Consider the following 22,293-nt stretch of genomic DNA (forward strand, 5'->3'; position numbering starts at 1 on the left):
CCGGGTGGGGCGGAAGTGGGCGCTACCTTACCTCCGGTGATAATGGTTATCAATATGATCCGTTTCGGCGCGGCCATCTAGCCGGTATGCTGTGGCGATTCATTGCTCAGGACCCCGTTCACCATGTCAGACGCCGCCACCTCCAGCTTCCGGGCCCTGGCGCGCCTGCTGCGCTATGCCCGCGGCTATCGTCGCCGGATCATCGCCGCCAGCGCCTGCTCGGTCATCAACAAGCTGTTCGACATCGCCCCGGAGATCCTCATCGGCGTGGCCATCGACGTGGTGGTCAACCAGGAACAGAGCTTCGTGGCGGGGCTGGGTTTCGAGTCCGCCCGGGAACAGATCCTGATCCTGGGGGCGCTGACCTTCTTCATCTGGGCCGGGGAGTCGCTGTTCGAGTACCTCTTCCAGGTGCTGTGGCGCAACCTCGCCCAGCGGCTGCAGGCCGACCTGCGCCAGGACGCCTACGAGCATGCCCAGCGGCTCGACATGGGTTTCTTCGAGTCGCGCAGTTCCGGCCAACTGGTGGCGACCATGAACGACGACGTCAACCAGCTCGAGCGCTTCCTCGACGGCGGCGCCAACGCCATGATCCAGGTCGGTGTCACCGTGGTGGCGGTGGGGGCGGTATTCTTCGTGCTCTCGCCGTTGATCGCGCTGCTCGCCTTCACGCCGATCCCGCTGATCGTGTGGGGGGCCTTCTACTTCCAGCGCAAGGCCGGGCCCCTCTACGCCGAGGTGCGCGAGCGGGTCGGCGACCTGTCGAGCCGGCTCTCCAACAACCTGGCCGGCATCGCCACCATCAAGAGCTTCACCGCCGAGGCTCGCGAAGCCGAGCGGCTGCGCCAGGCCAGCGAAGCCTACGTGGAGGCCAACCGCCGGGCCATCCGCATCAGCTCGGCCTTCATCCCGGTGATCCGCATGGCGATCCTGGCCGGCTTCCTGGCCACCTTCACCGTGGGCGGCATGATGGCGCTGAAGGGCGATCTCAATGTCGGTGCCTATGGCGTGCTGGTGTTCCTCACCCAGCGGCTGCTGTGGCCGCTGACCGGCCTGGCCCAGGTGATCGACCTCTTCGAGCGCGCCATGGCCAGCACGCGGCGCATTCTCGACCTGCTGGCCACGCCGATCCAGGTGCGAGATGACGGCGGGCGGGCGCTGGCCGAGCCGGTGCGCGGCGAGGTGGCCTTCGCCGGAGTGAGTTTCCGTTATCCGGGCAGCGGCGAGGGCGTGAGTGATATCCAACTGGATGTGCCGGCGGGCCATACCCTGGCGCTGGTCGGCGCCACCGGTTCGGGCAAGTCGACCCTGATCAAGCTGCTGCTGCGCTTCCACGACCCCCAGGCGGGCGAGATCCGCATCGACGACCAGCCAATCCGCGAGCTCGAGCTGGCCTCCCTGCGCCGCGCCATCGGCCTGGTCAGCCAGGACGTCTACCTGTTCGAGGGCCCGGTGCGCGACAACATCGCCTACGGCCGCCCCGACGCCCCCGATGCCGACATCATCGCCGCGGCGCAGACGGCGGAGGCCTGGGACTTCATCCAGGCGCTGCCCCAGGGGCTCGATACCCCGGTGGGGGAGCGCGGCGTGCGCCTCTCCGGCGGCCAGCGCCAGCGCCTCTCGCTGGCCCGGGCGCTGCTCAAGGACCCGCCGATCCTGGTACTGGACGAGGCCACCAGCGCCGTGGACAACGAGACCGAGGCGGCCATCCAGCGCTCGCTGAAGCGCATCGCCCACCTGCGCACCGTGATCATGATCGCCCACCGGCTCTCGACCATCGTTCATGCCGACCAGATCGCCGTGGTCCACGGCGGTCGGGTGGTCGAGCGCGGCACCCATGGAGAGCTGCTGGCGCGCAACGGGCGCTATGCCGCCCAATGGCGGGTGCAGACCGGCGAGATCGAGGCGGCGGACATGCCGCTGGCGTGATGCCCTTCGGCTCGCGGCACTCCTCCTGACCGGCGGCCCCCTGGCCGCCGGTGTCGTCTTCCGCCTTCTTCTGCCGCCTCCCGGTGAGTAAGGCCGTTTCGACCGACGTCTTAAAAGCGAAGCGTTATCGGTTGTTTTAGATAATGCGAGTCATTATCATGCGCGTTCCCGTTAGATAAGAACCAGAGGCTCGCTTACCCATGTTCCATCCCGCTTCCCGCTCCGGCGGGCTCGATCCGCTCGCCCAGGCCGTGCGCCGGGCCCTCGGCCTGGCCACCGCCGGCGCCCTCATGCTGTCCTCTTCGGCACTGCTGGCTCAGCAGGGGGCTGGATCCCAGGAGGCAGCCACCGACCTGGAGACCCTTACCGTCGAGGCCGAGGCGCTGTCGATCGTCACCGAGGACTCCGACGACTATCGGGTTCCGCAGACCAGCACCGCGACCAAGCTCGACCTGACGCCCCGCGAGACGCCCCAGTCCGTCTCGACCGTGACCCGGGCGCAGATCGACGACTTCAACCTCGATACCATTAACGACGTGCTGGAGAGCACCCCCGGGGTCACGGTGGAGCGCCTCGAGACGGATCGTACCTACTACACCTCACGTGGCTTCGATATCTCGAACTTCCTGATCGATGGGCTCCGCGTGCCGATGCCCTACAACAACGTGCATGGCGATGTCGACACGGCCGTCTACGACCGCGTCGAGGTAGTGCGCGGCGCTACCGGCCTGATGTCCGGCTCGGGCAATCCGGCGGCGACGGTCAACTTCATCCGCAAGCGCCCAACCGACACGCCCCGGGCCTCTGTCTCGGGCACGCTGGGCAGCTGGGATCATCGCCGCCTGGAATTGGACGTTTCCGGTCCCCTGGACGACGAAGGCAGGGTTCGTGGCCGGCTGGTCGCGGCGGGGATGGAGAGCGACTCCTACCTGGACCGGCTGAGCCGCGATCGGGGCGTGCTCTACGGCGTAGTGGAGGCCGATATCACGGATACCACCCAATTGACATTGGGTCATACCTGGCAGCAGAACGACACCGACGGCAACATGTGGGGTTCCTTGCCGCTCTATGATTCGGCCGGTAACCCCACCGACTACGACACCTCCACCTCTTCGGCACCCGAGTGGTCCTACTGGAACGTGGAGACGCAGCGCAGCTTCGTGGAGCTGGCCCAGGAGCTGAACGAGGCGTGGTCACTCAAGGGCACGGTGACGCACCTGGACATGCTCTCCGATGCCCAGCTTTTCTATATTTGGGGTGTGCCCGATGCCGCCACCGGTAGCGTCGACAGCAGTAAGCTGTTTCTCAGCCAGTACGATCGCCATCTTGAGCAGTGGAGCGCCGACCTGCACGCCAAGGGTGACGTCGACGCCTTCGGGCGCACCCATCAGCTGGTATTGGGCACGGACTGGAGCCAGAGTCGCAATCAACAGGAGTCTCGCTACCCCACCACGGCGGCCACCACGGACCTGCCTTGGCTGGACGACTGGGATGGTCGCTATCCCGAGCCGGATGCCTGGGCGGCGTTCCCGACCACGGTGGGTGATGCCACCATCAAGGAACGCAGCGTCTACAGTGCCGCCAAGCTGGATCTCGCCGATCGCTGGACCACCGTGGCCGGGGCCCGACTGAGCGGGTTCGATACCGTGGGCGAGCAGTACGCAAGCGCGCAGGACACTAGCCTCGACAACGAACTAACACCCTATGCCGGCCTGATCTATGACGTCACCGACCAGGCCTCGCTCTACGCGAGCTATACTGAGATTTTTAACCCACAGACCGAGATCGACCGCAACGGCGACTACCTCGATCCCGTCGAGGGAGTGAGTTACGAGGTCGGCCTCAAGGCGGACGTCTTCGACGGCGGTGCTGATGCGGCCTTGGCGCTGTTCCGCACCGAGCAGAACAACGTCGCTCAGCCAACCGGTGAGATGATCGGCACCCAGCAGGTGCACGAAGGTGCTGACGGCATCACCAGCGAGGGTGTCGAAGTTACGCTCGCCGGCGAGCTGGCCCCGGGCTGGCAGGCCAGCGTCGGTTATACCTACCTGGAGATCGAGGACGCCGACGGTGAGGCCACCAATACCTATATTCCGCGCCATCTGGTGCGCGCTACCACCAGCTATCGTCCGGCGGCCCTGGACGCTCTCAAGGTGGGGGCACGTTTGCGCTGGCAGGACGATATCGAGCGCGACCGCGACTTCGCCGATGGCAAGACCCGCCAGGAGGCCTATGCCCTGATCGATCTGATGGCGAGTTACGATATCAACGAGAGCCTGACCGCCTCGCTGAACGTCAACAACGTCACCGACGAGAAGTACCTGACCAGCCTCAAGTGGGACCAGGCCTTCCATGGTGCTCCGCGCCACGTCATGGCTAACCTGACCTGGCGCTACTGAGCCTTTCCGCGGCGAGGCATGCCAAAAAGGGCCCACCCCGGCAACGGGGTGGGCCTTTGTCGTGGTGTGCCCGCAATACGAACCGGCAGCCCTTGGGCTGCCGGCAAGTGCCCACAGAGGCAGGGGTCGAGGATCAGAAATTGTAGCTGACGGTGGCCTTCACGCTGCGTTCGGCGCCGAAGTAGCAGAAGTTGATGCTGCTGCAGCCGGCGACGTACTCTTCGTCGAGCAGGTTGCTGACGTTGAGCCGCGCGGAAACGCCCTCGAGGCCCACCTCGGTCAGGTCGTAGCCGAGGGTGGCGTCGACTACGGTGTAGTCGGGCACCTTCTCGGTATTGGCCTCGTCGGCGTAGATATCGGCGTAGTAGCGCACCCCGAGGCCGGCATCCAGGCCGGCGAGCCCGCCCTGCCGGAAGGCGTACTGTCCCCACACCGAGGCCTGGTGGCGCGGCACCCAGTTGTCGGTATTGCCCTCGTTGGCGTCATCGGTCTTCTCGAGGGTCACGTCGGTGTAGCTGTACCCGGCCTGCAGGCGCAGGTTGTCGGTCAGCTGGGTATGCGCTTCCAGCTCGACGCCACGAGACTCGATCTCGCCGGTGGCGCGGAAGAAATTTTCGCTGGCGCGCTTGGTGGCCAGGTTCTCCTGGGTGATATGGAAGAGTGACAGGCTATAGCGGTCCTGGGTGCCGACGGGCTGGTACTTGAGCCCGGTCTCGACCTGCTCGCCCTGGGAGGGCGCGATCAGGTCGCCGTTCCGGTCCGCGGCGGAGTTGGGGCTGAAGGAGGTGGTATAGCTGGCATAGGGCGCCAGGCCGTTGTCGAAGAGGTAGAGCACCCCGGCGCGACCGCTGAACTGGGTATCGTCCAGTTCGCTCTCGGCACCGCTGTCGCGGTCGGTGTTGCGGATATCCACCCAGTCATGGCGGCCACCCAGGTTCAGGTGCCAGTTCCCAAGGGCCAGCTGGTCCTGGAGGTAGACGCCGGTCTGCTCGAGCTCCCGCTTGCGTCGGAGATCCGGAAACATGGCGGTGGGTTCGGCGCTGTACTCGGGATCGAAGGCATCGATGGTGGGGAACATGCCCGAGCCCCAGGTGACGTCGTTGTCGCGCTGCTGGTAGTCGACACCGAGCAGCACGGTATGGTCGACGAAGCCGGTGGACAGGTTGGCCTCGAGCTGATTGTCGACCGCCAGGGCCTCCAGGGACTCGTCGCCGCTGGAGAAGAAGCGGTTGAGCTCGGTGTCGTTGGCCCAGCCGAAGGCGTAGACCTGCGCGAGCTCCACATCCGACTCCGTATAGCGCAGCTTCTGACGGCCGGTCAGGGCGTCGTTGAAGCGATGCTCCAGTTCATAGCCGACCATGGTCTGCTCGCGCTCGAACGTGTCGAATGCCTCTTCACCCTCGAAGAAGGTGTTGGAGACACGACGCCCGGCGTGATCGACCACCGTGCCCTCGAAGGGCAGGCCGGCATGATAGCCCCCCTCAGGATCTTTGTGCAGGTAGGCATGCAGGGTCAGGCTGGTGGCGTCGGTGATGTCCCAGGTCAGCTGGGGGGCGAAGGCGTAACGCTCCTCCTCTACCGGGCCGAACTGGGTGTCGGCGGCACGCGCCAGGCCGGTCACGCGGAAGGCGAGGCGGCGTTCCTCGTCCAGCGGTCCGGTGAGGTCGAAGGCGGCGCTGCGCTGGGCGTTGTTGCCCGCCCCAATGCGCAGCTCCCCGCTGCGCTCGAACTCGGGGCGCTTGCTGGTCTGGGCCACCAAGCCACCGGGGGAAGCGCGGCCGTAGAGCACCGACGCCGGGCCCTTGACCACCTCGATGCGCTCCAGGAAGTAGGGAGCGACGACCAGCGAGCTGAAGGAGCCGCCGTCGCTCATCACCTTGAGGCCGTCGAGGAAGGTGTTGCTGACACTGCCCTCGGTGAAGCCGCGCAGTACCAGGTAGTCGTAGCGGTTGGAGGCGCCGATCTGGTTGGTATAGACGCCGGGGGTGTAGTCGGCGGCGCGCTGCACGGTCTCGGCGCCGCGCTCTTCCCACTGCGCGTTCTCGATCACCGAGATGGCCTGTGGCGTTTCTTTGAAGGGCGTCTCGGTCTTGGTGGCCGCCTGGGCGGTGATGGTCAGGGTGGAGAGGTCTTCGGCCTGCTGGGCCTGGGCGGTGAGGGCAGAGCCGGCGGCGACGAGCGACACTGCCAGCGCCAGGGGGTGTGGAGTCGGCATAGTGGGTTCCTGCGGGATGGGAATGTTTTTAAATGAATGAGAATTATTCCCTTTTAAATGCCGGGTGGGGTATGCGTGATGCTCCCCTGGCTATGCAGGATGCTCAGCTTGCCGGGGGCAGGGAACTCGGCGGGTAACCGAAGTGACGCCGGAAGGCAGTGGCGAAGTTGCTGGCGTGCCGGTAGCCGCAGAAGTGGGCCGCCTGCTGCACGCTGTATCCCTGGCGGAGATAGTCGTGGGCCAGGGTCAGCCGGCATTCGCGCCGGTAGTCGAACACCGAGCGGCCGAAGGCAGCGCGGAACTTGCGCCTCAGGCTAGCGGGGCTCATGGCGGCCAACTCGGCCAGGGCCTCCAGGCGGTGCGCCTGGGCCGGATCGTCGCGTAGGGCCGCACGGACTCGCTCCAGGCGACGACTCTCCCGGGGCGCCAGGCGGGGTGCGGGGAGTGGCACTGGCTCGTCAGGCAGCAAGCCATGGGCCAGTAGCTGCAGGCTCAGACCTTCGAGCAGCAGGGGCTGCGCGTGACCGGGTAACGGGCCGTCCAGCCCCTGTTCCAGGCCCTGGCGCAGGGGGGCGGGCAGTCGCCAGGCATACAGGCATGAGCCGGACCTGTCGTCGGGAAGGGGCCTTCCCAGCCGGGTCAGGCAGGCCTCGTCGAGACTCAGGGTCAGGGCGCGAAGACGCTGGCCGGCGGGCTGAGACGCCTGCAGGCCATGGTGGGCCAGCAGACGAACGCTCAGCGCCATACCCGGTGTCAGGGTCAAGTCCCGCTCCGCCAGGCGAACCTCGGCCTGGCCCTCGAGCAGCACGATAATCGACAGCGGCGAGGGGGCCCGGGAGCGGGAGTCGTAGCGGTGCAGCACCTCGACGTCGGACACCACCAGCTGCATCCCGGGGCGTGGCGAGAACTCGCGCACCATGCCACGCATCACCGGCTCCTCGGTCCGGGGTGACAGTGTCGGCACCCGGTACTCGATGCCGTAGCGCCTGCCATAGGCCTGGAGGTCGCGGGCGCTGTGCTGATGCACGCCTCTGACAGCGAGGGTCATGTTGCCTCCCTCTCGTTTTCCTTCTCCTTCTCTCTCCTGGAGGCGCGGTGGCACGTCAGCGGACAGTTGCCGCAGACGCCCAGCTCGTCGATCAGGTAGCGGATGCAGCACAGCCGACGCAGCCGCCGTGGGGCGCCGTCATCGCCCTCGACGTAGCGCACTGGGCGATAGAGCGGATTGCGGCGGCCGTCGGGCAGGGTGCGACTCGCCATCAGCGCCTCGGCGGGTTCACCCACGTCCGGTGCGGCCATGGGATGGTCGCCCAGGGCGCCGGCGAAGTACTCGAAGTAGTTGCCGGCGTTGCTCCAGAACACCTTGGGCGAGGCGCCGGTGGCCGCGGCCAGCGCCTCGACCAGCGGCGTCAGGTGGCCGTCGAGCAGGGTGGCGAAGCGCGAAGGGGAATCGAGCTCGGCCAGGGGGCGGCCGGCATGGCGCAGTACCAGGCCGGTGGTCTGTCCCTCGGGAGATTGCTGGAGATGGAGCTCGTCCAGGCCCAGTGGCAGGTCGCGCTCGAGCAGCAGGTTGGCCGCCAGGCCATGGCCGCAGAGGCTGCTGAAGTGCCACTTGGACCACAGCGAGGCCACCGCCCGGCGGTCGCCCTGGGGGTACTGGGCGCCGAAGCGCGACAACAGCGCGTCCAGGTAGGCCGGGTCGAGCAGCTCGCGGGTCGGGCAGCTGTCGGCTGCGGGCGTCGCCGAGACCCGCGGAGGCCTCAGGCCTGCCAGGGGGCCGATGTAGAGCGGCGACAGCGCTTGATCCATGGGGGCCTCCACCGGGGGTAGCTTGACGAGATGATAAATAAAATGATAATCGTTATCAAAAGTTGCCGAATCTGGCCGGCGTGTCGGTCAGTCGCTCTCGGCAACGGGCGATGGCCTGGGCGACATAGCGTCCGGCCATGCGCTCCGAGACACCCAGCCGGCGGCCGATCTCGGCCTGGGTGAGACCCTCGATCCGGTGCCACACCAGGGCCTGGCGAAGACGTGGTGGCAGGGTGTCCAGGGTTGCGTAGAGCACTCTTCGACACAGCGCCCGGTCGGTATCGCGCTCGGGGCAGGCATGGGGGCAAGCCAGGCAGAGGTCGGGCTCATCCAGAGGCTGGCAAACGGGGTGCGAGCGGCGGCGGCGGTGATGATCGATGACCAGATTGCGGGCGATTCGAAACAGGTAGGCCCGGGATTCCACCAGCCGTCCCGGCTCGGGATGTTGGCCGAGGCGCAGGAAGACCTCCTGGCAGAGATCCTCGGCCAGATGAGGGCACGGCAGCTGGCGCCGAAGGTAGCCAGCGAGATCCGTGGCGTGCAGCTGGAAGAGGGCATCGAGATCGGGTGGGGCAGTCATGCGAGCTCCGTCCTGGGAATCGGAGAAACGCATTATATGCAAACGATAATTATTATCAAATAAACAGGCCAGGCGCCGCCATAACGACGCCTGGCCAGCAACTCCTATCAGGCCAGGGCGTCCTCGTTTGACCTCGACGCGACAGGCGCCGGCCGGTAAGCGGCGATGGGATTGACCAGGGTGCCGGCAAACTGGAGGTTCTTCGCCGGGTCGGCCAGGTCGATCATCTGCTGATGATCATTGAGCTGCAGCCGGTTCAGGCAGGAGAGCGTGAACTCCGGGGCGAAGAGGTCGTGGCGGGCGAACTTCTCGGCGAACTCGGGGTGATCCTGCTGGTAGTCGACGACACAGCGGGCCACCCGTGCCCAGAACGTTTGCTCGTCGATCTCGCCCTGTTCGACGAGGATGGCGGCCATGAAGCGCAGGAAACAGTCGAAGACGTCGGTGAAGATCGACAGCACCTTGAGCGGCTCGGGCACCTCGACGGCGATGCGCGAGACGGCCTCGGGCAGTTCCACCTCGGTGTTCATGATGCCGATCTCCTCGGCGATGTCCTTCATGATGGCGCGGACCGGCACGCCGTCCTCGAGCTGCAGGATCAGGTTCTCGCCGTGGGGCATGAACACCAGGTCGTAGGCGTAGAAGCAGTGCAGCAGTGGGCGGAAGTAGACCCGCAGGTAGCGGTCCAGCCAGTCGCCGGTGGCAAGCCCCGAAGCCTGGATGAGCCTGGGTAGCAGGGCACGCTCCTCGGCGTCCACATGCAGCAGGGCGGCCATGGTCATCAGCCGCCGACCGTCCTGCTGGTAGCGCACCGGGCTCTCCCGCCACAGGCAGGCCAGCATCTTCTTGTAGGCGCTGTAGCGGTCGAAGGCCGGCTCGATGGCGTCGCGGCGAAAGCCGATGGCTGCCTCCTCGCGCAGCACCGTGAAGCCCTGGGCGGCGAGCTCCGGGTCAGCGTCGACCAGGGCCTTGATCCAGTCGTTGATGGCCGGGGTGGCGCGCATGTAGTGGGGCGAGAGGCCGCGCATGAAGCCCATGTTGAGGATCGACAGCGCCGTCTTCACGTAGCGCCGGCTGGGCTGGCTGACGTTGAACCAGGTGCGGATCGACTGCTGGGCGCGGTACTGGTCGTGGCCGTAGCCCAGGCAGACGATGCGGCCCTGGGCCACCTCGGCGGCGAAGGTGATGGCCAGCTTGTGGAACCACTGCCAGGGGTGGGCAGGCATCAGCAGGTAGTCCGCGGGCTCGAGCCCGCGGGCCTCGAGCCGGCGGTGGAAGTCGGCGAGTGTGGCTTCGCCCAACTCGTCGCGGAGCAGGGCCGCATAGTCCAGCCCCTCGATGGCGCTGAAGTGGGCGTCCTCGCGGTGCACGGCCAACCACACCAGGGTGACGGGGGCGGCGGCCTCCGGGGCATAGGCGTGGTAGTCCACGGCGTCGAAGCCCAGGCGGCCGTTGTTGGCCACGAACACCGGGTGGCCCTCGGTCATGGCGGCCTCCAGGGTCTGGAAATCGGCGTCGACCAGGCCGTCGGCGTCCGGGCGGGTGCCGGCGAGCTTGTAGGCGCCGGCGAACAGGGTGCTGGCGACCTCCTCCAGGTAGACCGGCAGCATCTCGTCGCCGATGCCCAGGGGCCGACGGAACTCGAGGATGAAGCGCTGGGCGTCGAGCTCCGCCGGGGCCCCGTCGACGCGCTTCTCCAGGGAGTCGAGGTCGATCACCCAGTGATCCAGCGCCAGGCGACGGGCGCGGAAGCGGTATTCGACGCCGCCCTCGGGGGCGGCCAGCCGGTAGTCGCCGTGGCCCTCGGCGTCGACGGCGGTTGTTTCGACATTCAGGCCCTCGGGGGCCAGCAGCCGCTCGTGGCTGAACTCGGCGATCGCCTTGCGGATCAGCCAGCGGTTGGCCCGGGCCCACAGCGCGGGGGTCAGGTGGGCGGCGGCGCGGGCCGGGTCGGTGGCCAGGCTCGAATCCAGGCGCGGGTTCTCGGCGCTCACCGCCGAGGCGAAGGCCTCGCGGTCGCAGAAGGCCAGGTGGGCGGTCTTCTCGGGGAGCTCGACCTCACACTCGTAAACGAAGCCGACCCGGCGGTTGAGCGGATGGATCTTGCGGTTATTGACGTCGGGTTCCACGACCACTCGCCGCGTCCCAGCATCCTCGAACATGAACGCCAGGATGGTGGTGATCACCTGGGTGCTGAAGCCGGGCAGCGGCGTCTCGGCCGGGGCCACCAGGAAGTGCATGCCACGGTCGCCCTCGGCCACCGCGTAGTGCCCGCCGATGGGGTCGTGGCGCGGGTCGTAGCACTCCACCAGGAAGGCCGGCTCGCCGTCGAACAGCCCCAGGTAGCCCTGGGCGTGCTCGCTCGCCTGGAGGTCGCGGTAGAAGGCCTGGACGCGCTCGGGGGAGTGGCCCTGCATGCCCCAGAAGTGGGCCCTGGGTGCGCTGACCCAGGCGTGGATCAGCGCCAGGTCCTCGGGCAGGTGCAGCGGGCTCAGGCTGAAGGTACCCAGGCCCTGGGCGTGGCGAGAATAGGTGATGCGGGTGGTCGGGGTCGGCTGGAAGAGGTTCATGGGTCAGGTCCTTGCAGATACGGGGTCGGTGGGCCGCGCCGGGCTCGCCTCGGCCCGGGCCAGCAGCAGGCGATGGGCCAGGGCGCAGAGCACGAAGCCCAGCGCGGCGACGAGGAAGGGGCTGGCCAGGCCCTGGGCGTCGACCAGTCGGCCGGCGCCCCAGGAAGCGACGAGCACGCCGAGCCCCTGGAAGACATGGATCTTGCTGAAGTCGCTGGCGTAGCGCGCCGGAGTGCTCAATTGGAAGATGCGCACCTCCAGGCGCACGGTGACGCGGAACAGCGCCCAGCCGAACAGCAACCGGCCGGCCAGGATGGCGGCGATCTCGCCGCTGGCCTGCAGCAGCAGGCCGGTGAGGCCGATGGCCAGCGGCGCCACGATGGCCACGCCGCCCGGGCGCCGGCCCAGCAGGTCGAGGGCCAGCAGGGCCACGGCCACGCCGCCGGGGATGGCGAAGACCGCGCCAGCGAGTGCCTCGCCGGGCAGGCCCGAGGCCAGCTCCCAGTACTGGGCGAAGAAGGGCCGGGCCAGGTAGGCGCTGAAGTAGAACAGCAGCATTACCAGGCCCAGACGCAGGATGGCGCCGCTGGTGCCGGGGGCCGGCGGGGTGTCGGGGGCGGCGTGGGGCACCCGGCCTTGCTTGAGCAGCAGCAGGCAGACCGCCACCTGCAGCGCGTCGCTGATCGCCATCACCCGGAACACCTGGGCCGCCTGCCAATGCTCCAGCACCAGCCCGCCGACCATGGCGCCGAGGATGCCACCGGCATGCACCACCACCGAGAGCATGCCGATGAGCGCGGCATGGCGATCCCGGGGCTCGAAGTGCATCAGGTAGGGATAGACCAGCAGGTAGCTGGCCTTGGCCACCAGCATGGCCAGCGATAGGCCCCAGAACCAGGGCAGCGAGGTGATTACCGCGCAGGACAGGCTCAGGCCGCCGGCCACCAGCTGGGTGCCGATCAGCAGGCGCAGGGTGCCGATCCGGCGCGCCAGGCGCGCCCAGGCGGGTAGCGCCAGCAGCACCACCAGGCAGCTCATGGCCAGGTAGGCGCCGATGTGCGACGGGGCCTCCACGCCGAAGCGCTCAGCGAAGAACTGCGGGTAGAAGGGCAGCAGCATGGCGTCGCTGACCACCGCCACGGCGGTCACGGCCACCAGCCAGGGGGTCGGGCTCATGCGTGCTCCGCGTCCATCGGTTCGAAGACGGCCTCGCTGGGGGCGCCGAAGCGCTGGTAGGCGATGCGCTCCTCGATGGGGTAGTGCTCGGTGCCGGTCAGGGCGCGGATGATGCAGGCATTGCGGTAGGGCCCCATGCCCAGATCCGGCGCCACCAGGCTGTGGGTGTGCAGCTCGGCATTCTGGACGAAGATCTCGCCGCGCCCGCCATCGATGTCGTAGAAGCGGCCCACCGCGTAGCGCCCGGCGTTGTCGAAGGCGATCCGCGAGGTGATGGGCGCCAGGAAGTCCGGCATGTGGTAGCGGTAGCCGGTGGCCATGATCAGCGCCGGGGTGCGGTGGCGGAAGTGACGCTGCTGCTCGGTGTGCCACAGGGTCAGCTCGTACTCGCCGCGCTCGGCGTCATGGCGGCAGGTCTCGAGGCTGGTGTTGGTGAGCAGCTCCGAGCGGACCTCGCCGCCGAGCTCCTTGGCGTAGCGCAGCTCGTAGATGGCGTCGATCAGCTCCAGGTTGATGCCCTTGTAGAGGCTCTTCTGGCGCTGCATCAGCGCGTTGCGGGTGGCCTCGGGCAGGGCATGGAAGTAATCGATGTAGTCCGGCGAGGTCATCTCCAGGGTCAGCTTGCCGTACTCCAGCGGAAAGAAGCGTGGCGAGCGGGTGATCCAGTCGAGCCGGTAGCCGAAGCGGTCGATGTCGGTGAGCAGGTCGTGGTAGATCTCGGCGGCACTCTGGCCGCTGCCGATCAGGGTGATGGCCTCCTGGCGCTGCAGCTCGGCCTTGTGCTCGATGTACTCGCTGGAGTGCAGTGGGCGCGGGTCCAGGTCGCGGCAGCCCTCCGGCAGGTAGGGCGTGGTGCCGGTGCCGAGCACCAGGTGTCGGGCCAGGTGGACCCGTGCCTCGCCGCCATGGGTGTCGCGGCAGCTCACCCGGTAGACCCCCGTGGCCTCGTCAAAGTCGATGCGGGTCACCTCGGTGCCGAAACGGATGCTGTCGAGCTGGGAGGCAGCCCACTGGCAGTAGCGGTTGTACTCGTTGCGCAGCAGGAAGAAGTTCTCGCGGATGTAGAAGTTGTAGAGCCGCCCCTGCTGCTTCAGGTAGTTGAGCACGCTGAAGCGGCTGGTCGGGTCGGCCATGGTGACCAGGTCCGACATGAAGGGGGTCTGCAGGGTGGCGTCCTCCAGCAGCATGCCGGGGTGCCAGTCGAAGCCATCGCGGCGCTCCAGGAAGAGGCCGTCGAGCTCTATGGGGTCGGTCAGGCAGGCCAGTCCCAGGTTGAAGGGGCCGAGGCCGATGGCGATAAAGTCGTGCACTGTCTGTTGCATAGTGAGATCTCGCTGGAGTCAGGAAGCGGCGGCGCGGGCCGGGGCCTGGGCCTCGCACCAGTCGCGGCCGTGGTTGACGATGCGCTCGACGATGGCGGTGAGATCCTCGAGCCGGGTGTCCGGGTTGAGCAGGGTGAACTTGAGGTAGCGCCGCCCGCCGACCCGGGTAGCGGCGATCACCGCCTCGCCGCGGCGGGACAGTGCCGAGCGCACGTAGGCGTTGAGCTCGTCGAGTTCGGCCTCGGTGAGGCCCGCCAGGCGGTAGCGGAACACCAGGGTGCTCATGGGTGGCTCGAGCAGCACCTCGACCTCCGGGTGGCGAGCCAGCTCCGCATGGGCCTCGCCGGCCAGGTCGATGACCCGCTCGAACATCTCGCCCAGCGCCTCGGCACCCATGATGCGCAGGGTCAGCCACAGCTTGAGGGCATCGAAGCGCTTGGTGGTCTGCAGGCTCTTGTTGACCTGGTCCGGGGTGCCGGCCTCGGCCTGGCACAAGGGGTTCAGGTAGTCGGCGTGATGGGTGACATGGCGCAGGTCGCTACGCCGGCGCACCAGGAAGGCGCTGCAGCTCACCGGCTGGAAGAAGGTCTTGTGGTAGTCGATGGTCACCGAGTCGGCGTGCTCGATGCCGGCCAGGCGGTGGCGATAGCGCGGCGAGCAGAGCAGGCCCCCACCGTAGGCGGCGTCCACGTGCAGCCAGATGCCGTGCTCGCGGCACAGCGCGGCGATCTCCTCGAGCGGGTCGATGCTGCCGAAGTCGGTGGTGCCGGCGGTGGCCACCACGGCGATGGGGATCAGCTCCATCGCCAGGCACTCCTCCAGGCGCGCCTTGAGGGCAGTGGGATCCATGCGGTAGTGGGCATCGCAGGCCACCGGCATCACCGCCTGATAGCCCAGGCCCAGGATAGCCGCCGACTTCTGCAGGCTGAAGTGGCTGACTTCCGAGCCGAGGATGCGCAGCCGGCGGTAGTCCGCGGGCAGGCCCTCGTGCTTATTGCCGCCGTGATCCGCCAGGGAGGCGCCGTGGTGGTCCCGGGCAATCATCAGCGCCATCAGGTTCGACTGGGTGCCGCCGCTGGTGAAGACGCCGTCGGCGTCCTGGCCCAGGCCGATGCGGTCCGCGGTCCAGTCGATCAGCGACTGCTCGATGAAGGTGCCGCCGGCGCTCTGGTCGAAGGTGTCCAGCGACGAGTTGATCGGCGAGAGGATCGCCTCGGCGAGGATGCCGGGCAGCACGATGGGGCAGTTGAGGTGGGCCACGTAGCGGGGGTGGTGGAAGTAGACGGCGTCATCCAGGTAGACCCGTTCCAGCTCCTCCAGGGCCGGGCGCAGCTCGCCGAGGGGCGCGTCCAGGTCGATGCCCGCGAAGTGCTCCTTGAGCTCTTCGGGGCATGCGCCGGTGAAGGGGCGGTCCACCTCGGCCACCTTGCGCCGCACCAGGTCGACGCAGCGGGTCGCCTGCTGCCAGTAGGCCTCGGCATGGCCGGCATTGAACAGCTGGTCGGTCGCCAGGGGGGCGGGCCGGGTGCCCAGGGCGGTGCCTCTTTGCTTTTCCTCGAGCCGTGATCTCATGGTGTCACCTTGTGCGTTCGTCGCTGCCGTCGCCGGGACGGCCGCGGCATCTCGGGGGAGGCCGTGCGCTGCCGGGGGTAAGCACCCGGCGGCATACGGCGTGATTCGATGTTAATGCGAATCTTTATCGTTTATTGGGTGTGGCACGAGGGATAACGAAGGCGGGCAGCGGTTCTGAACCCGGGAGGCGAGTTTTTTTAGCAGGCGGGCGCGGAGGGGCAGCTCGCCCCGGGCGCGCCTGAGGCAGTGCGCCATTGCCCTTCTTGGGGTTCTGCACAAGACTCGCTTCATGGTGCCAACGCAGGGGGAGGACGCCGCCATGCCAGCAGCGAGTGTTGCCGGAAGGGGAAGGCCGTATCGGTCGGGCGCGCCACGCCACGGCCCTGGGCAGCGAGTTCAGGTGCTGTTCGGTGTCCTGCTCGTGGCCGGGCTGGGGCTGCCAGCCGCGGCCGGGGGGGAGGAGCCCCTGAGCGCCGAAGCGTCCGATCCCGTGGTGCTGGGCTGGATGCAGGGCTTCCCGCCGCCGCCCGAGCGGATCATCGGCCAGCCCGATGCCGACTACTTCAGTTTTCCCAAGCTGCGCTGGACGGTATGCCACTTCCGCGAGCTGCTGCCCACCCGGCGGGTCAGCCGGGGCCTCGGCGCACCTCGCGCGCTGGAGGAAGCGCCGGACGCCGGGATCGATGCCGTCACCTTCACGCCCCTGGGCGGCGGCGCGCCGATGACCTGGGAGGCATCGCTGGCCGAGAACTACACCGACGGCATCCTGGTCCTGCACCACGGCACGGTGGTCTACGAGCGCTATGCCGGCTGCCTGGACGAGGCCGGCGTGCATGGCGCCATGTCGGTCACCAAGTCGATGACCGGGCTGCTGGCCGAGATCCTGGTGGCCGAGGGGGCACTGGACGAGACGGCCCGGGTGGCGACGATCCTGCCCGAGCTGGCGGAGAGTGCCTTCGGCAATGCCACCGTGCAGCAGGTCATGGAGATGACCACGGGGCTCGACTTCAGCGAGGATTATGCCGACCCCGAGGCCGAGATCTGGGCCTACAACGCGGCGGCGAGTCCCCTGCCGAAGCCGGAGGGCTACCAGGGTCCGCGTACCTACTACGAGTTCCTGGCCACCGTGCAGCCCGAAGGCGTTCACGGCGAGGTCTTCGGCTATCGCACCGTCAACAGCGACGCCCTGGGCTGGATCATTGCGCGCACGACCGGCCGGTCAGTGGCCGACCTGCTGGCGGAACGGATCTGGCAACCCATGGGCACCGAGCAGGACGCCTACTTCACGGTGGATTCCATCGGCACGCCATTTGCCGGGGGCGGGCTAAGTGCCGGCCTTCGTGACCTGGCACGCCTCGGCCAGCTGGTGCTGGAGGGTGGCGAGCTCGACGGCGAGCGCCTCTTTCCCGACGCGGCGGTCGCGCGCATCCGCCAGGGTGGCGACCGCCAGGCCTTTGCTCGGGCAGGCTATGCGACCCTCCCGGGCGGCAGTTACCGCGGCATGTGGTGGGTGCTGCACAACGATCACGGCGCCTTCGCCGCACGGGGCGTGCATGGGCAGACGATATACATCGATCCCACGGCGCAGATGGTGATCGTGCGCTTCGCCTCGCATCCGGTAGCGGGCAACGCGGCCAACGATCCGACCTCACTGCCCGCTTATCAGGCGCTCGCCGAGTACCTGATGGCGCGCGAGTCGCAGGCGACGGAGTAGAAGGGGGGCGAATCCCTGGCCTCAGCGCCGCACCAGCACGGCATCGAGAAGGACCGGCACCTCGTCGCCGATCTGCTCGTAGCCGAGCAACAGCAGCACCGAACGCATCGTCGGGTTGGCCATCAGCTCGCGGCCGTCCAGCGCCACGCGCTCGGCGTTGGTGACCCGCACCCGGCCGGGAGCCTCGTGGGTGAAGCGCACCGCCAGCGGCTCGTGGTGGGTGACGCCGCCGGAGTGCACCGAGAGCTCGAGCACCTCCACCAGCGACTCGCCCACGGCCAGCGCCTCCAGGCGCTGGGGCGGGAAGCGGGTGGTCACGGTGGCCAGGGGTTGCTCGGTGAGGCCGGAGAGCCAGGGCGGCAGCGACCCCATGCGCTCGATCACGTCGCTCTGGGCCAGCCGCAAGGGCAGGCGCAGGGTGCCGTCCGCCTCGGCGCTGCCGGCGAGCCGACGCACCTCATGCTGATGGGCAATGGGCCCCGTCGGGGCGATCTGCACCACGGTAGCGGCCACCCGCGAGCGCTCTGGGTCCAGCTCCCAGGCGGCAGTTGCTGGCAGGGCCAGCAGCAGGGCGAACAGGGCAGTGCCAAGGGCAGGAAAACGGCAAGGGGGGAAAGGTCGCACCGGTCGATCTCCACAAGGGCAGGCCACCTGCAGACCACGGCCGGGGGAGGAAGTGCCGCGGCGGGGGATTCGGCCAGCCAAGGGCGGCCGGCTATGGTCACCTTCATCACCATTCGCTATCATACGGCGGCGCCGCTCGGCGCCATCCGCTGCAAGGGCCTATAGCTCAGTTGGTTAGAGCAGGGGACTCATAATCCCTTGGTCGCTGGTTCGAGTCCAGCTGGGCCCACCATGCGTGGCATCGATAGACCGCTGCATCATTATTGCCCCCCTGTGGCCTAGAATTTGTGAGCAGTGCACGGCGGGTAAGTCACCTACCATGTGCACGTGTCACAAGGATCTGGCGATGAACCGTACTGAACACGCAGCAACGTGCTGGATCCTTGCCGGTCCGAATGGAGCTGGCAAGACTACTTTTGCGTTGAACTACCTACCCCATGTCGCTAGCTGCTCTCGCTTCATCAATGCTGACCTGATTGCTGCAGGCCTCTCCCCTCTTGCCCCGGAGCGAGAGCTCCTGTCTGCTAGTCGTATCTTCCTGCAGGAAATTGAAGAAGCGATTGCCGACAAGGAAGACTTTGCCTTTGAAACGACTCTGTCCGGGCGAAGCTACTCCACGCTGGTCAAGCGTCTCCTGTCTGAAAACTGGAAGGTAGAGCTTGTCTATCTGGCCTTGCCATCAGTGGAAATGTCCCGCTTACGTGTTGCTGAACGAGTTTCCCATGGTGGCCACAACATCCCCCTGAAAGACATTCAGCGCCGGTTCCCGCGTAGTCTGCACAATCTGCTGACACTTTATGCACCGTTGGTCAGCCATGCTCGCTGCTTCATGAATGACGGTGGTGCCCCAGAACCCGTATTCGAGCAGCACGGCCCAGACCGACAGATTTTCAACGACTCGTTGTTTGAGGCGCTTTCCAAGGAGGCACGATCATGACGCAGCTCTCCCCCGATACCCAGGAAATGCTGGATAGCCTGCGCGCTGCCGTGGCCGAGGCCCTCGAGCGCAAGCGTCGCCTTGGCCACTATGCGGTCGTCTGGCAGGACGGCAAGCCTGTACTGATTGGCGAAGATGCCCCCGAGCAGCCTCATCAACAGCCTTCGGATGACCAGAAACCGAACTGATGCTGTGCCGCGTCGCGTGACCTTCTCGGCCCCCCCCGGCCGCTTCGTGGCCATCCTCTCGCTGTGTATGATGGTCGGCACTCATCACCATCAGCACCAAGAACGCGGGGAAGCATCGTGAACACGGAGAGTCACTCTCAGCTGGCGGCCTTTATCTGGTCCGTGGCGGACCTGCTGCGCGGCGATTTCAAGCAGTCCCAGTACGGCCGCATCATCCTGCCTTTCACCCTGCTGCGGCGCCTGGAGTGCGTGCTGGAGCCCACCAAGGCCGAGGTATGGTAATCGAGGACGTACCTCATTTTCCCTTTCTGCTCAGCAACCGTTGGCGGTTTCAGAGCCGACAAGGCTGGAATGAACTTCTGATCTGTAATGCTAGCATTGGTGGCGGGGCAGGAGAGGAAAGATGGCTTGCATCACGGTTCGCAACCTGAACGATGCGCTGAAGGTGAGCTGCTCTTGGCGGCGGTGTGCCATGGGCACTCCACGGAGGAAGAGGTACGCCTCATCTTGCGTTGCGCGCTGACAGAAGTGCCGCAGCAGGGGCTGGGGATCCGAATCCGGCAGCGCTTCGCCGCAGAGGGCAGGGTTGAGCTGGAAGTGCCGATCCGCCAGCAGTGGCCACGCGCGGCGGAGTTCGAGAGTGTTCGTGCTGGATACCAACGTGCTCTGTGAGCTGATGCCAGTTGCCCCGGAACCGCGCGTGGTCGCCTGGCCGGATGCCTAGGAGACTTCCTCGGTGGCCACCACCGCGAGCACCGTTGCCGAGATTCTCTTCGGCATCCAGCGTTTGCCTGAGGGGCGTCGCAAGCGCTCCCTTGCGGTCGCCGCGGCGGCGATGTTCGAGGAGGACTCGCCGGTCGCATTCTGCCCTTCGATGCTGAGGCGGCGGTTTGCTATGCCGAGTGCGTTGCCGTCAGCGAACAGCCGGGCAGGGCGGTGCAGATGGTAGATGCTCAGATCGGGGCAATCTGCCTTCGACGCCAGGCGGTGCTTGCCACTCGCAACGTCACGGATTTCGAGTCGTTTGGGGTCCAGTTGATTGACCCATGGCAGCAGGCGTAATCGGAGACGTTCCCCCATTTCCACGCCGAAGTCCGTTCAGGCCAGGTCGAAGAGCAGGATCTCCGAGGCCTTCACACCGACCGCCTCGATGGTCTCCCCCGGCTGAAAGGCGGCGGCATCGCCGGCCGAGAGCCGCTGTCCGTTGATCTCCGCCTCGCCGCGTACCACGTGCAGCCAGGCGTGGCGCACCGCAGGGGTAGGCGCTCGCTCGCCGGCATCGAAAAGCCCGGCGTAGAGGTTGACGTCCTGGTTCACGCTCACCGAGCCGTCGCGCCCCTTCTGGGACACCACCAACCGCCACTGCCCCTGGCGCTGCTCGGCGGGAAAAGCCTTCTGCTCGTAGTCAGGGGCGATGCCCCGCTCTTGCGGCTCGATCCAGATCTGCAGGAAGTGCAGCTCACGGTCGGGGGCGTTGTTGAACTCGCTGTGCCGCACGCCGGTGCCGGCCGACATGCGTTGCACATCGCCGGGGCGCATGACCGCGCCGTTGCCCATGCTGTCGCGGTGGGCCATCTCGCCTTCCAGCACGTAGGAGAGGATCTCCATGTCCCGGTGGGGGTGGGTGCCGAAGCCTTGGCCGCCTTGAACGCGATCCTCGTTGATAACCCGCAGCTTGCGAAAGCCCATGTGGTTCGGGTCGATGTAATCGGCGAACGAAAAGGTGTGACGAGACTTCAGCCAGCCGTGATCGGCGTAGCCGCGCTCGTTGGCGTGACGAATGATCATCGAAGTTTCCTCCATGGGGGCACGCTGAAGATTGCCATCAGCATGGCGGTGCTTTCAAGGTACGCCACCTTCACGGCACCAGCCACAGCCCCGCCCAGCCATCGGCGCGCTCGAATCTTGCGCCGCGGTCGTGCACGCCGCGGGGTAGCCGTGTCCAGATCCGTTCATGAAGCGATGTTAACTCCGCCGCCCAAGGCTGTGGGTTGGACACCATCGTGCGCCTCGCGTGTTGCTAACTGTTTGATCGAGATAAGGAGTGCGAGCGTTATCTGGGCTCCGTGCAGGCATCTGACGGAGTGACCCGGCACTGGCACGGGAAAATGATCCATGGAGCGCACCCCGGGAAATGCTGCTATCGTCAAGCTTGGCCGTGTTGGCAGCGAGGCTCGATGACGTTTCTCTTACGCCTATGCCCTAGCGTTGCGACCTCCCGTAAACCGTCTTCATAGGGAGCGCTTTAACGATGGTAAAGTCCCAGTCAAGTACTCTGATTCGCTGTCCGGTGCCTGATGTATATGGCTTCGTGGTTACCGATTTTGTCCGCAACTATCCGCGGTGGTCTCCTGAGGTCCAAAAGCTGACGCCCCTGAGCAGTGGGCCGCTGGCCGTCGGCTGGACGGCCCGGCAGGTGAGAATCGACCAAGGGCGCCGTTCCGAGGCTGATTTCAGGGTTATCGCGCTCGAGCCAGAACGCCGCGTATGTTTCAAGGGCATCAAGGATCCGTTCGTGATCAACTATTTTTTCGAACCGCAGCAGGACCAAACGCGGCTGACCTTCAGCTTCGAGCTGGCGCGACTGAATTTTGCCATGCGGCCATTCGAGAAGCTCATTCGCTTGGCGGTCAAGGATGGTACGGAACGCGTCGTGCGGGATTTGAGAGCCCTGGCCGAACGGGAACTCGGTCAGAAAAAGACGGACTAATTCACCTGTATAGCGCCCTCGGCCTGGAGACACCATGCTATTCATTCCCGACAAAGACACCGGCATCATTCCGCATGTCCTGACGCAGATCCTGGATACCTGCGTGAACGGTGTGACCCTCTCCGACCCGGACCAGCCGGACTCTCCCATCGTCTATGCCAACAGCATCTTCGAGCAGCTGACGGGCTTCAGCCAGGAGGAAATCCTCGGGCGCAACTGCCGCTTCCTGCAGGGCGAGGATCGCGACCAGCCGGCGCTCGATGAGATTCGCGCAGCCCTCAAGGTTCACGAGCCCGTGGAGGTAACGCTGCGCAACTACCGCAAGGACGGCACGCTGTTTCACAACCGGCTGTCGATCCAGCCGCTGTGGGATGACTCGGGCCGCCTGATCTACTACCTCGGCGTGCAGTATGATGTCAGCGAACTCGTCAACGCCCGCATCGAGATCGCACGTCTTGAAAACATCCTGAACGCGTCGTCAGAGGAGTGACCGATCTCCGATCGAGGCGCCCCTATCGTTCGTGATGCCCGTGGGTCGAGCCAGTCTC

At 66.6% G+C, this 22,293-nt stretch carries 19 protein-coding genes and 1 tRNA gene; 9 read left to right on the forward strand and 11 right to left on the reverse strand.

Annotated features, from left to right (window positions below):
• The first annotated feature begins 123 nt into the window (after nt 1–123).
• Nucleotides 124–1,929 (forward strand): ABC transporter ATP-binding protein, encoded by a 1,806-nt coding sequence (locus M8009_RS06150; RefSeq protein ID WP_250059932.1) that lies wholly within the window; start codon nt 124–126, stop codon nt 1,927–1,929.
• 200 nt (nt 1,930–2,129) lie between these two features.
• Complete coding sequence (locus M8009_RS06155; protein ID WP_250059933.1) at nt 2,130–4,328, forward strand: TonB-dependent siderophore receptor; 2,199 nt, start codon at nt 2,130–2,132, stop codon at nt 4,326–4,328.
• 133 nt (nt 4,329–4,461) lie between these two features.
• Here the strand turns inward: M8009_RS06155 and M8009_RS06160 are convergent, their stop codons facing one another.
• The 8 genes from M8009_RS06160 to M8009_RS06200 form a co-directional block, all read right to left on the reverse strand.
• A complete protein-coding gene (locus M8009_RS06160) occupies nt 4,462–6,543 on the reverse strand; it encodes a TonB-dependent siderophore receptor (protein ID WP_250059934.1) in 2,082 nt (693 codons plus the stop codon).
• Between the two features lie 103 nt (nt 6,544–6,646).
• Nucleotides 6,647–7,591: a helix-turn-helix transcriptional regulator gene (locus M8009_RS06165; RefSeq protein WP_250059935.1), complete on the reverse strand. Its 945-nt coding sequence runs from the start codon at nt 7,589–7,591 to the stop codon at nt 6,647–6,649.
• Nucleotides 7,588–8,352, reverse strand: coding sequence for a siderophore-iron reductase FhuF (gene fhuF / locus M8009_RS06170; RefSeq protein ID WP_250059936.1), 765 nt, complete (start codon nt 8,350–8,352; stop codon nt 7,588–7,590). The genes M8009_RS06165 and fhuF overlap by 4 nt, the downstream gene beginning before the upstream one ends.
• Nucleotides 8,353–8,407: 55 nt before the next feature.
• Entirely contained in the window at nt 8,408–8,932 is a 525-nt protein-coding gene (locus M8009_RS06175) for an RNA polymerase sigma factor (RefSeq protein WP_250059937.1), read from the reverse strand.
• A gap of 107 nt (nt 8,933–9,039) precedes the next feature.
• Nucleotides 9,040–11,502, reverse strand: coding sequence for a GNAT family N-acetyltransferase (locus tag M8009_RS06180; protein WP_284047730.1), 2,463 nt, complete (start codon nt 11,500–11,502; stop codon nt 9,040–9,042).
• A gap of 3 nt (nt 11,503–11,505) precedes the next feature.
• Nucleotides 11,506–12,678 carry an MFS transporter gene (locus tag M8009_RS06190; RefSeq protein WP_250059938.1) on the reverse strand — a complete coding sequence of 391 codons (1,173 nt, stop codon included), beginning with the start codon at nt 12,676–12,678 and terminating at the stop codon, nt 11,506–11,508.
• Nucleotides 12,675–14,000 carry a lysine N(6)-hydroxylase/L-ornithine N(5)-oxygenase family protein gene (locus tag M8009_RS06195; RefSeq protein WP_250059940.1) on the reverse strand — a complete coding sequence of 442 codons (1,326 nt, stop codon included), beginning with the start codon at nt 13,998–14,000 and terminating at the stop codon, nt 12,675–12,677. The genes M8009_RS06190 and M8009_RS06195 overlap by 4 nt, the downstream gene beginning before the upstream one ends.
• Before the next feature lie 18 nt (nt 14,001–14,018).
• A complete protein-coding gene (locus M8009_RS06200) occupies nt 14,019–15,572 on the reverse strand; it encodes a pyridoxal phosphate-dependent decarboxylase family protein (RefSeq protein ID WP_250059942.1) in 1,554 nt (517 codons plus the stop codon).
• A gap of 400 nt (nt 15,573–15,972) precedes the next feature.
• On the opposite strand from M8009_RS06200, the gene M8009_RS06205 reads away from it, so the two are divergent.
• Nucleotides 15,973–17,286, forward strand: coding sequence for a serine hydrolase domain-containing protein (locus M8009_RS06205; protein ID WP_250059943.1), 1,314 nt, complete (start codon nt 15,973–15,975; stop codon nt 17,284–17,286).
• Nucleotides 17,287–17,307: 21 nt separating this feature from the next.
• Here M8009_RS06205 and M8009_RS06210 read toward each other — a convergent pair whose 3' ends face one another.
• Nucleotides 17,308–17,910, reverse strand: coding sequence for a hypothetical protein (locus tag M8009_RS06210; protein WP_250059944.1), 603 nt, complete (start codon nt 17,908–17,910; stop codon nt 17,308–17,310).
• Nucleotides 17,911–18,065: 155 nt separating this feature from the next.
• Here M8009_RS06210 and M8009_RS06215 point away from each other — a divergent pair.
• The 4 genes from M8009_RS06215 (at nt 18,066) to M8009_RS06230 (ending at nt 19,317) form a co-directional block, all read left to right on the forward strand.
• A tRNA-Ile gene (locus M8009_RS06215) sits at nt 18,066–18,142 on the forward strand.
• Nucleotides 18,143–18,256: 114 nt separating this feature from the next.
• Nucleotides 18,257–18,847 carry an ATPase gene (locus M8009_RS06220; RefSeq protein WP_250059945.1) on the forward strand — a complete coding sequence of 197 codons (591 nt, stop codon included), beginning with the start codon at nt 18,257–18,259 and terminating at the stop codon, nt 18,845–18,847.
• Nucleotides 18,844–19,035 carry a hypothetical protein gene (locus M8009_RS06225; protein ID WP_250059946.1) on the forward strand — a complete coding sequence of 64 codons (192 nt, stop codon included), beginning with the start codon at nt 18,844–18,846 and terminating at the stop codon, nt 19,033–19,035. The genes M8009_RS06220 and M8009_RS06225 overlap by 4 nt, the downstream gene beginning before the upstream one ends.
• Nucleotides 19,036–19,152: 117 nt before the next feature.
• Entirely contained in the window at nt 19,153–19,317 is a 165-nt protein-coding gene (locus M8009_RS06230) for a type I restriction-modification system subunit M N-terminal domain-containing protein (protein ID WP_250059947.1), read from the forward strand.
• A 438-nt stretch (nt 19,318–19,755) separates the two neighbouring features.
• Here M8009_RS06230 and M8009_RS06235 read toward each other — a convergent pair whose 3' ends face one another.
• Together M8009_RS06235 and M8009_RS06240 are read right to left on the reverse strand one after the other, a co-directional pair.
• Nucleotides 19,756–20,115 (reverse strand): hypothetical protein, encoded by a 360-nt coding sequence (locus M8009_RS06235; RefSeq protein ID WP_250059948.1) that lies wholly within the window; start codon nt 20,113–20,115, stop codon nt 19,756–19,758.
• A gap of 18 nt (nt 20,116–20,133) precedes the next feature.
• Entirely contained in the window at nt 20,134–20,823 is a 690-nt protein-coding gene (locus M8009_RS06240; RefSeq protein ID WP_250059949.1) for a pirin family protein, read from the reverse strand.
• Nucleotides 20,824–21,286: 463 nt separating this feature from the next.
• Between M8009_RS06240 and M8009_RS06245 the strand changes: the two genes are divergently transcribed.
• Both M8009_RS06245 and M8009_RS06250 read left to right on the forward strand, forming a co-directional pair.
• Nucleotides 21,287–21,745 carry an SRPBCC family protein gene (locus M8009_RS06245; RefSeq protein WP_250059950.1) on the forward strand — a complete coding sequence of 153 codons (459 nt, stop codon included), beginning with the start codon at nt 21,287–21,289 and terminating at the stop codon, nt 21,743–21,745.
• Nucleotides 21,746–21,779: 34 nt separating this feature from the next.
• Nucleotides 21,780–22,235 (forward strand): PAS domain-containing protein, encoded by a 456-nt coding sequence (locus tag M8009_RS06250; protein WP_250059952.1) that lies wholly within the window; start codon nt 21,780–21,782, stop codon nt 22,233–22,235.
• The last annotated feature ends 58 nt before the right edge of the window (nt 22,236–22,293 follow it).

It is taken from the genome of Halomonas gemina, assembly GCF_023554995.1.
In the GTDB taxonomy this organism is placed as follows: domain Bacteria; phylum Pseudomonadota; class Gammaproteobacteria; order Pseudomonadales; family Halomonadaceae; genus Halomonas; species Halomonas gemina.

What these genes read in the sequence shown, in the direction of transcription:
- M8009_RS06235 (WP_250059948.1), bottom strand. Translation starts at nt 20,115, where the DNA reads ATGGGGGAACGTCTCCGATTACGCCTGCTGCCATGGGTCAATCAACTG.
- M8009_RS06200 (WP_250059942.1), bottom strand. Translation starts at nt 15,572, where the DNA reads ATGAGATCACGGCTCGAGGAAAAGCAAAGAGGCACCGCCCTGGGCACC.
- M8009_RS06190 (WP_250059938.1), bottom strand. Translation starts at nt 12,678, where the DNA reads ATGAGCCCGACCCCCTGGCTGGTGGCCGTGACCGCCGTGGCGGTGGTC.
- M8009_RS06225 (WP_250059946.1), top strand. Translation starts at nt 18,844, where the DNA reads ATGACGCAGCTCTCCCCCGATACCCAGGAAATGCTGGATAGCCTGCGC.
- M8009_RS06220 (WP_250059945.1), top strand. Translation starts at nt 18,257, where the DNA reads ATGAACCGTACTGAACACGCAGCAACGTGCTGGATCCTTGCCGGTCCG.
- M8009_RS06160 (WP_250059934.1), bottom strand. Translation starts at nt 6,543, where the DNA reads ATGCCGACTCCACACCCCCTGGCGCTGGCAGTGTCGCTCGTCGCCGCC.
- M8009_RS06195 (WP_250059940.1), bottom strand. Translation starts at nt 14,000, where the DNA reads ATGCAACAGACAGTGCACGACTTTATCGCCATCGGCCTCGGCCCCTTC.
- M8009_RS06155 (WP_250059933.1), top strand. Translation starts at nt 2,130, where the DNA reads ATGTTCCATCCCGCTTCCCGCTCCGGCGGGCTCGATCCGCTCGCCCAG.
- M8009_RS06150 (WP_250059932.1), top strand. Translation starts at nt 124, where the DNA reads ATGTCAGACGCCGCCACCTCCAGCTTCCGGGCCCTGGCGCGCCTGCTG.
- M8009_RS06240 (WP_250059949.1), bottom strand. Translation starts at nt 20,823, where the DNA reads ATGATCATTCGTCACGCCAACGAGCGCGGCTACGCCGATCACGGCTGG.
- M8009_RS06165 (WP_250059935.1), bottom strand. Translation starts at nt 7,591, where the DNA reads ATGACCCTCGCTGTCAGAGGCGTGCATCAGCACAGCGCCCGCGACCTC.
- M8009_RS06245 (WP_250059950.1), top strand. Translation starts at nt 21,287, where the DNA reads ATGGTAAAGTCCCAGTCAAGTACTCTGATTCGCTGTCCGGTGCCTGAT.
- M8009_RS06175 (WP_250059937.1), bottom strand. Translation starts at nt 8,932, where the DNA reads ATGACTGCCCCACCCGATCTCGATGCCCTCTTCCAGCTGCACGCCACG.
- fhuF (WP_250059936.1), bottom strand. Translation starts at nt 8,352, where the DNA reads ATGGATCAAGCGCTGTCGCCGCTCTACATCGGCCCCCTGGCAGGCCTG.
- M8009_RS06180 (WP_284047730.1), bottom strand. Translation starts at nt 11,502, where the DNA reads ATGAACCTCTTCCAGCCGACCCCGACCACCCGCATCACCTATTCTCGC.
- M8009_RS06250 (WP_250059952.1), top strand. Translation starts at nt 21,780, where the DNA reads ATGCTATTCATTCCCGACAAAGACACCGGCATCATTCCGCATGTCCTG.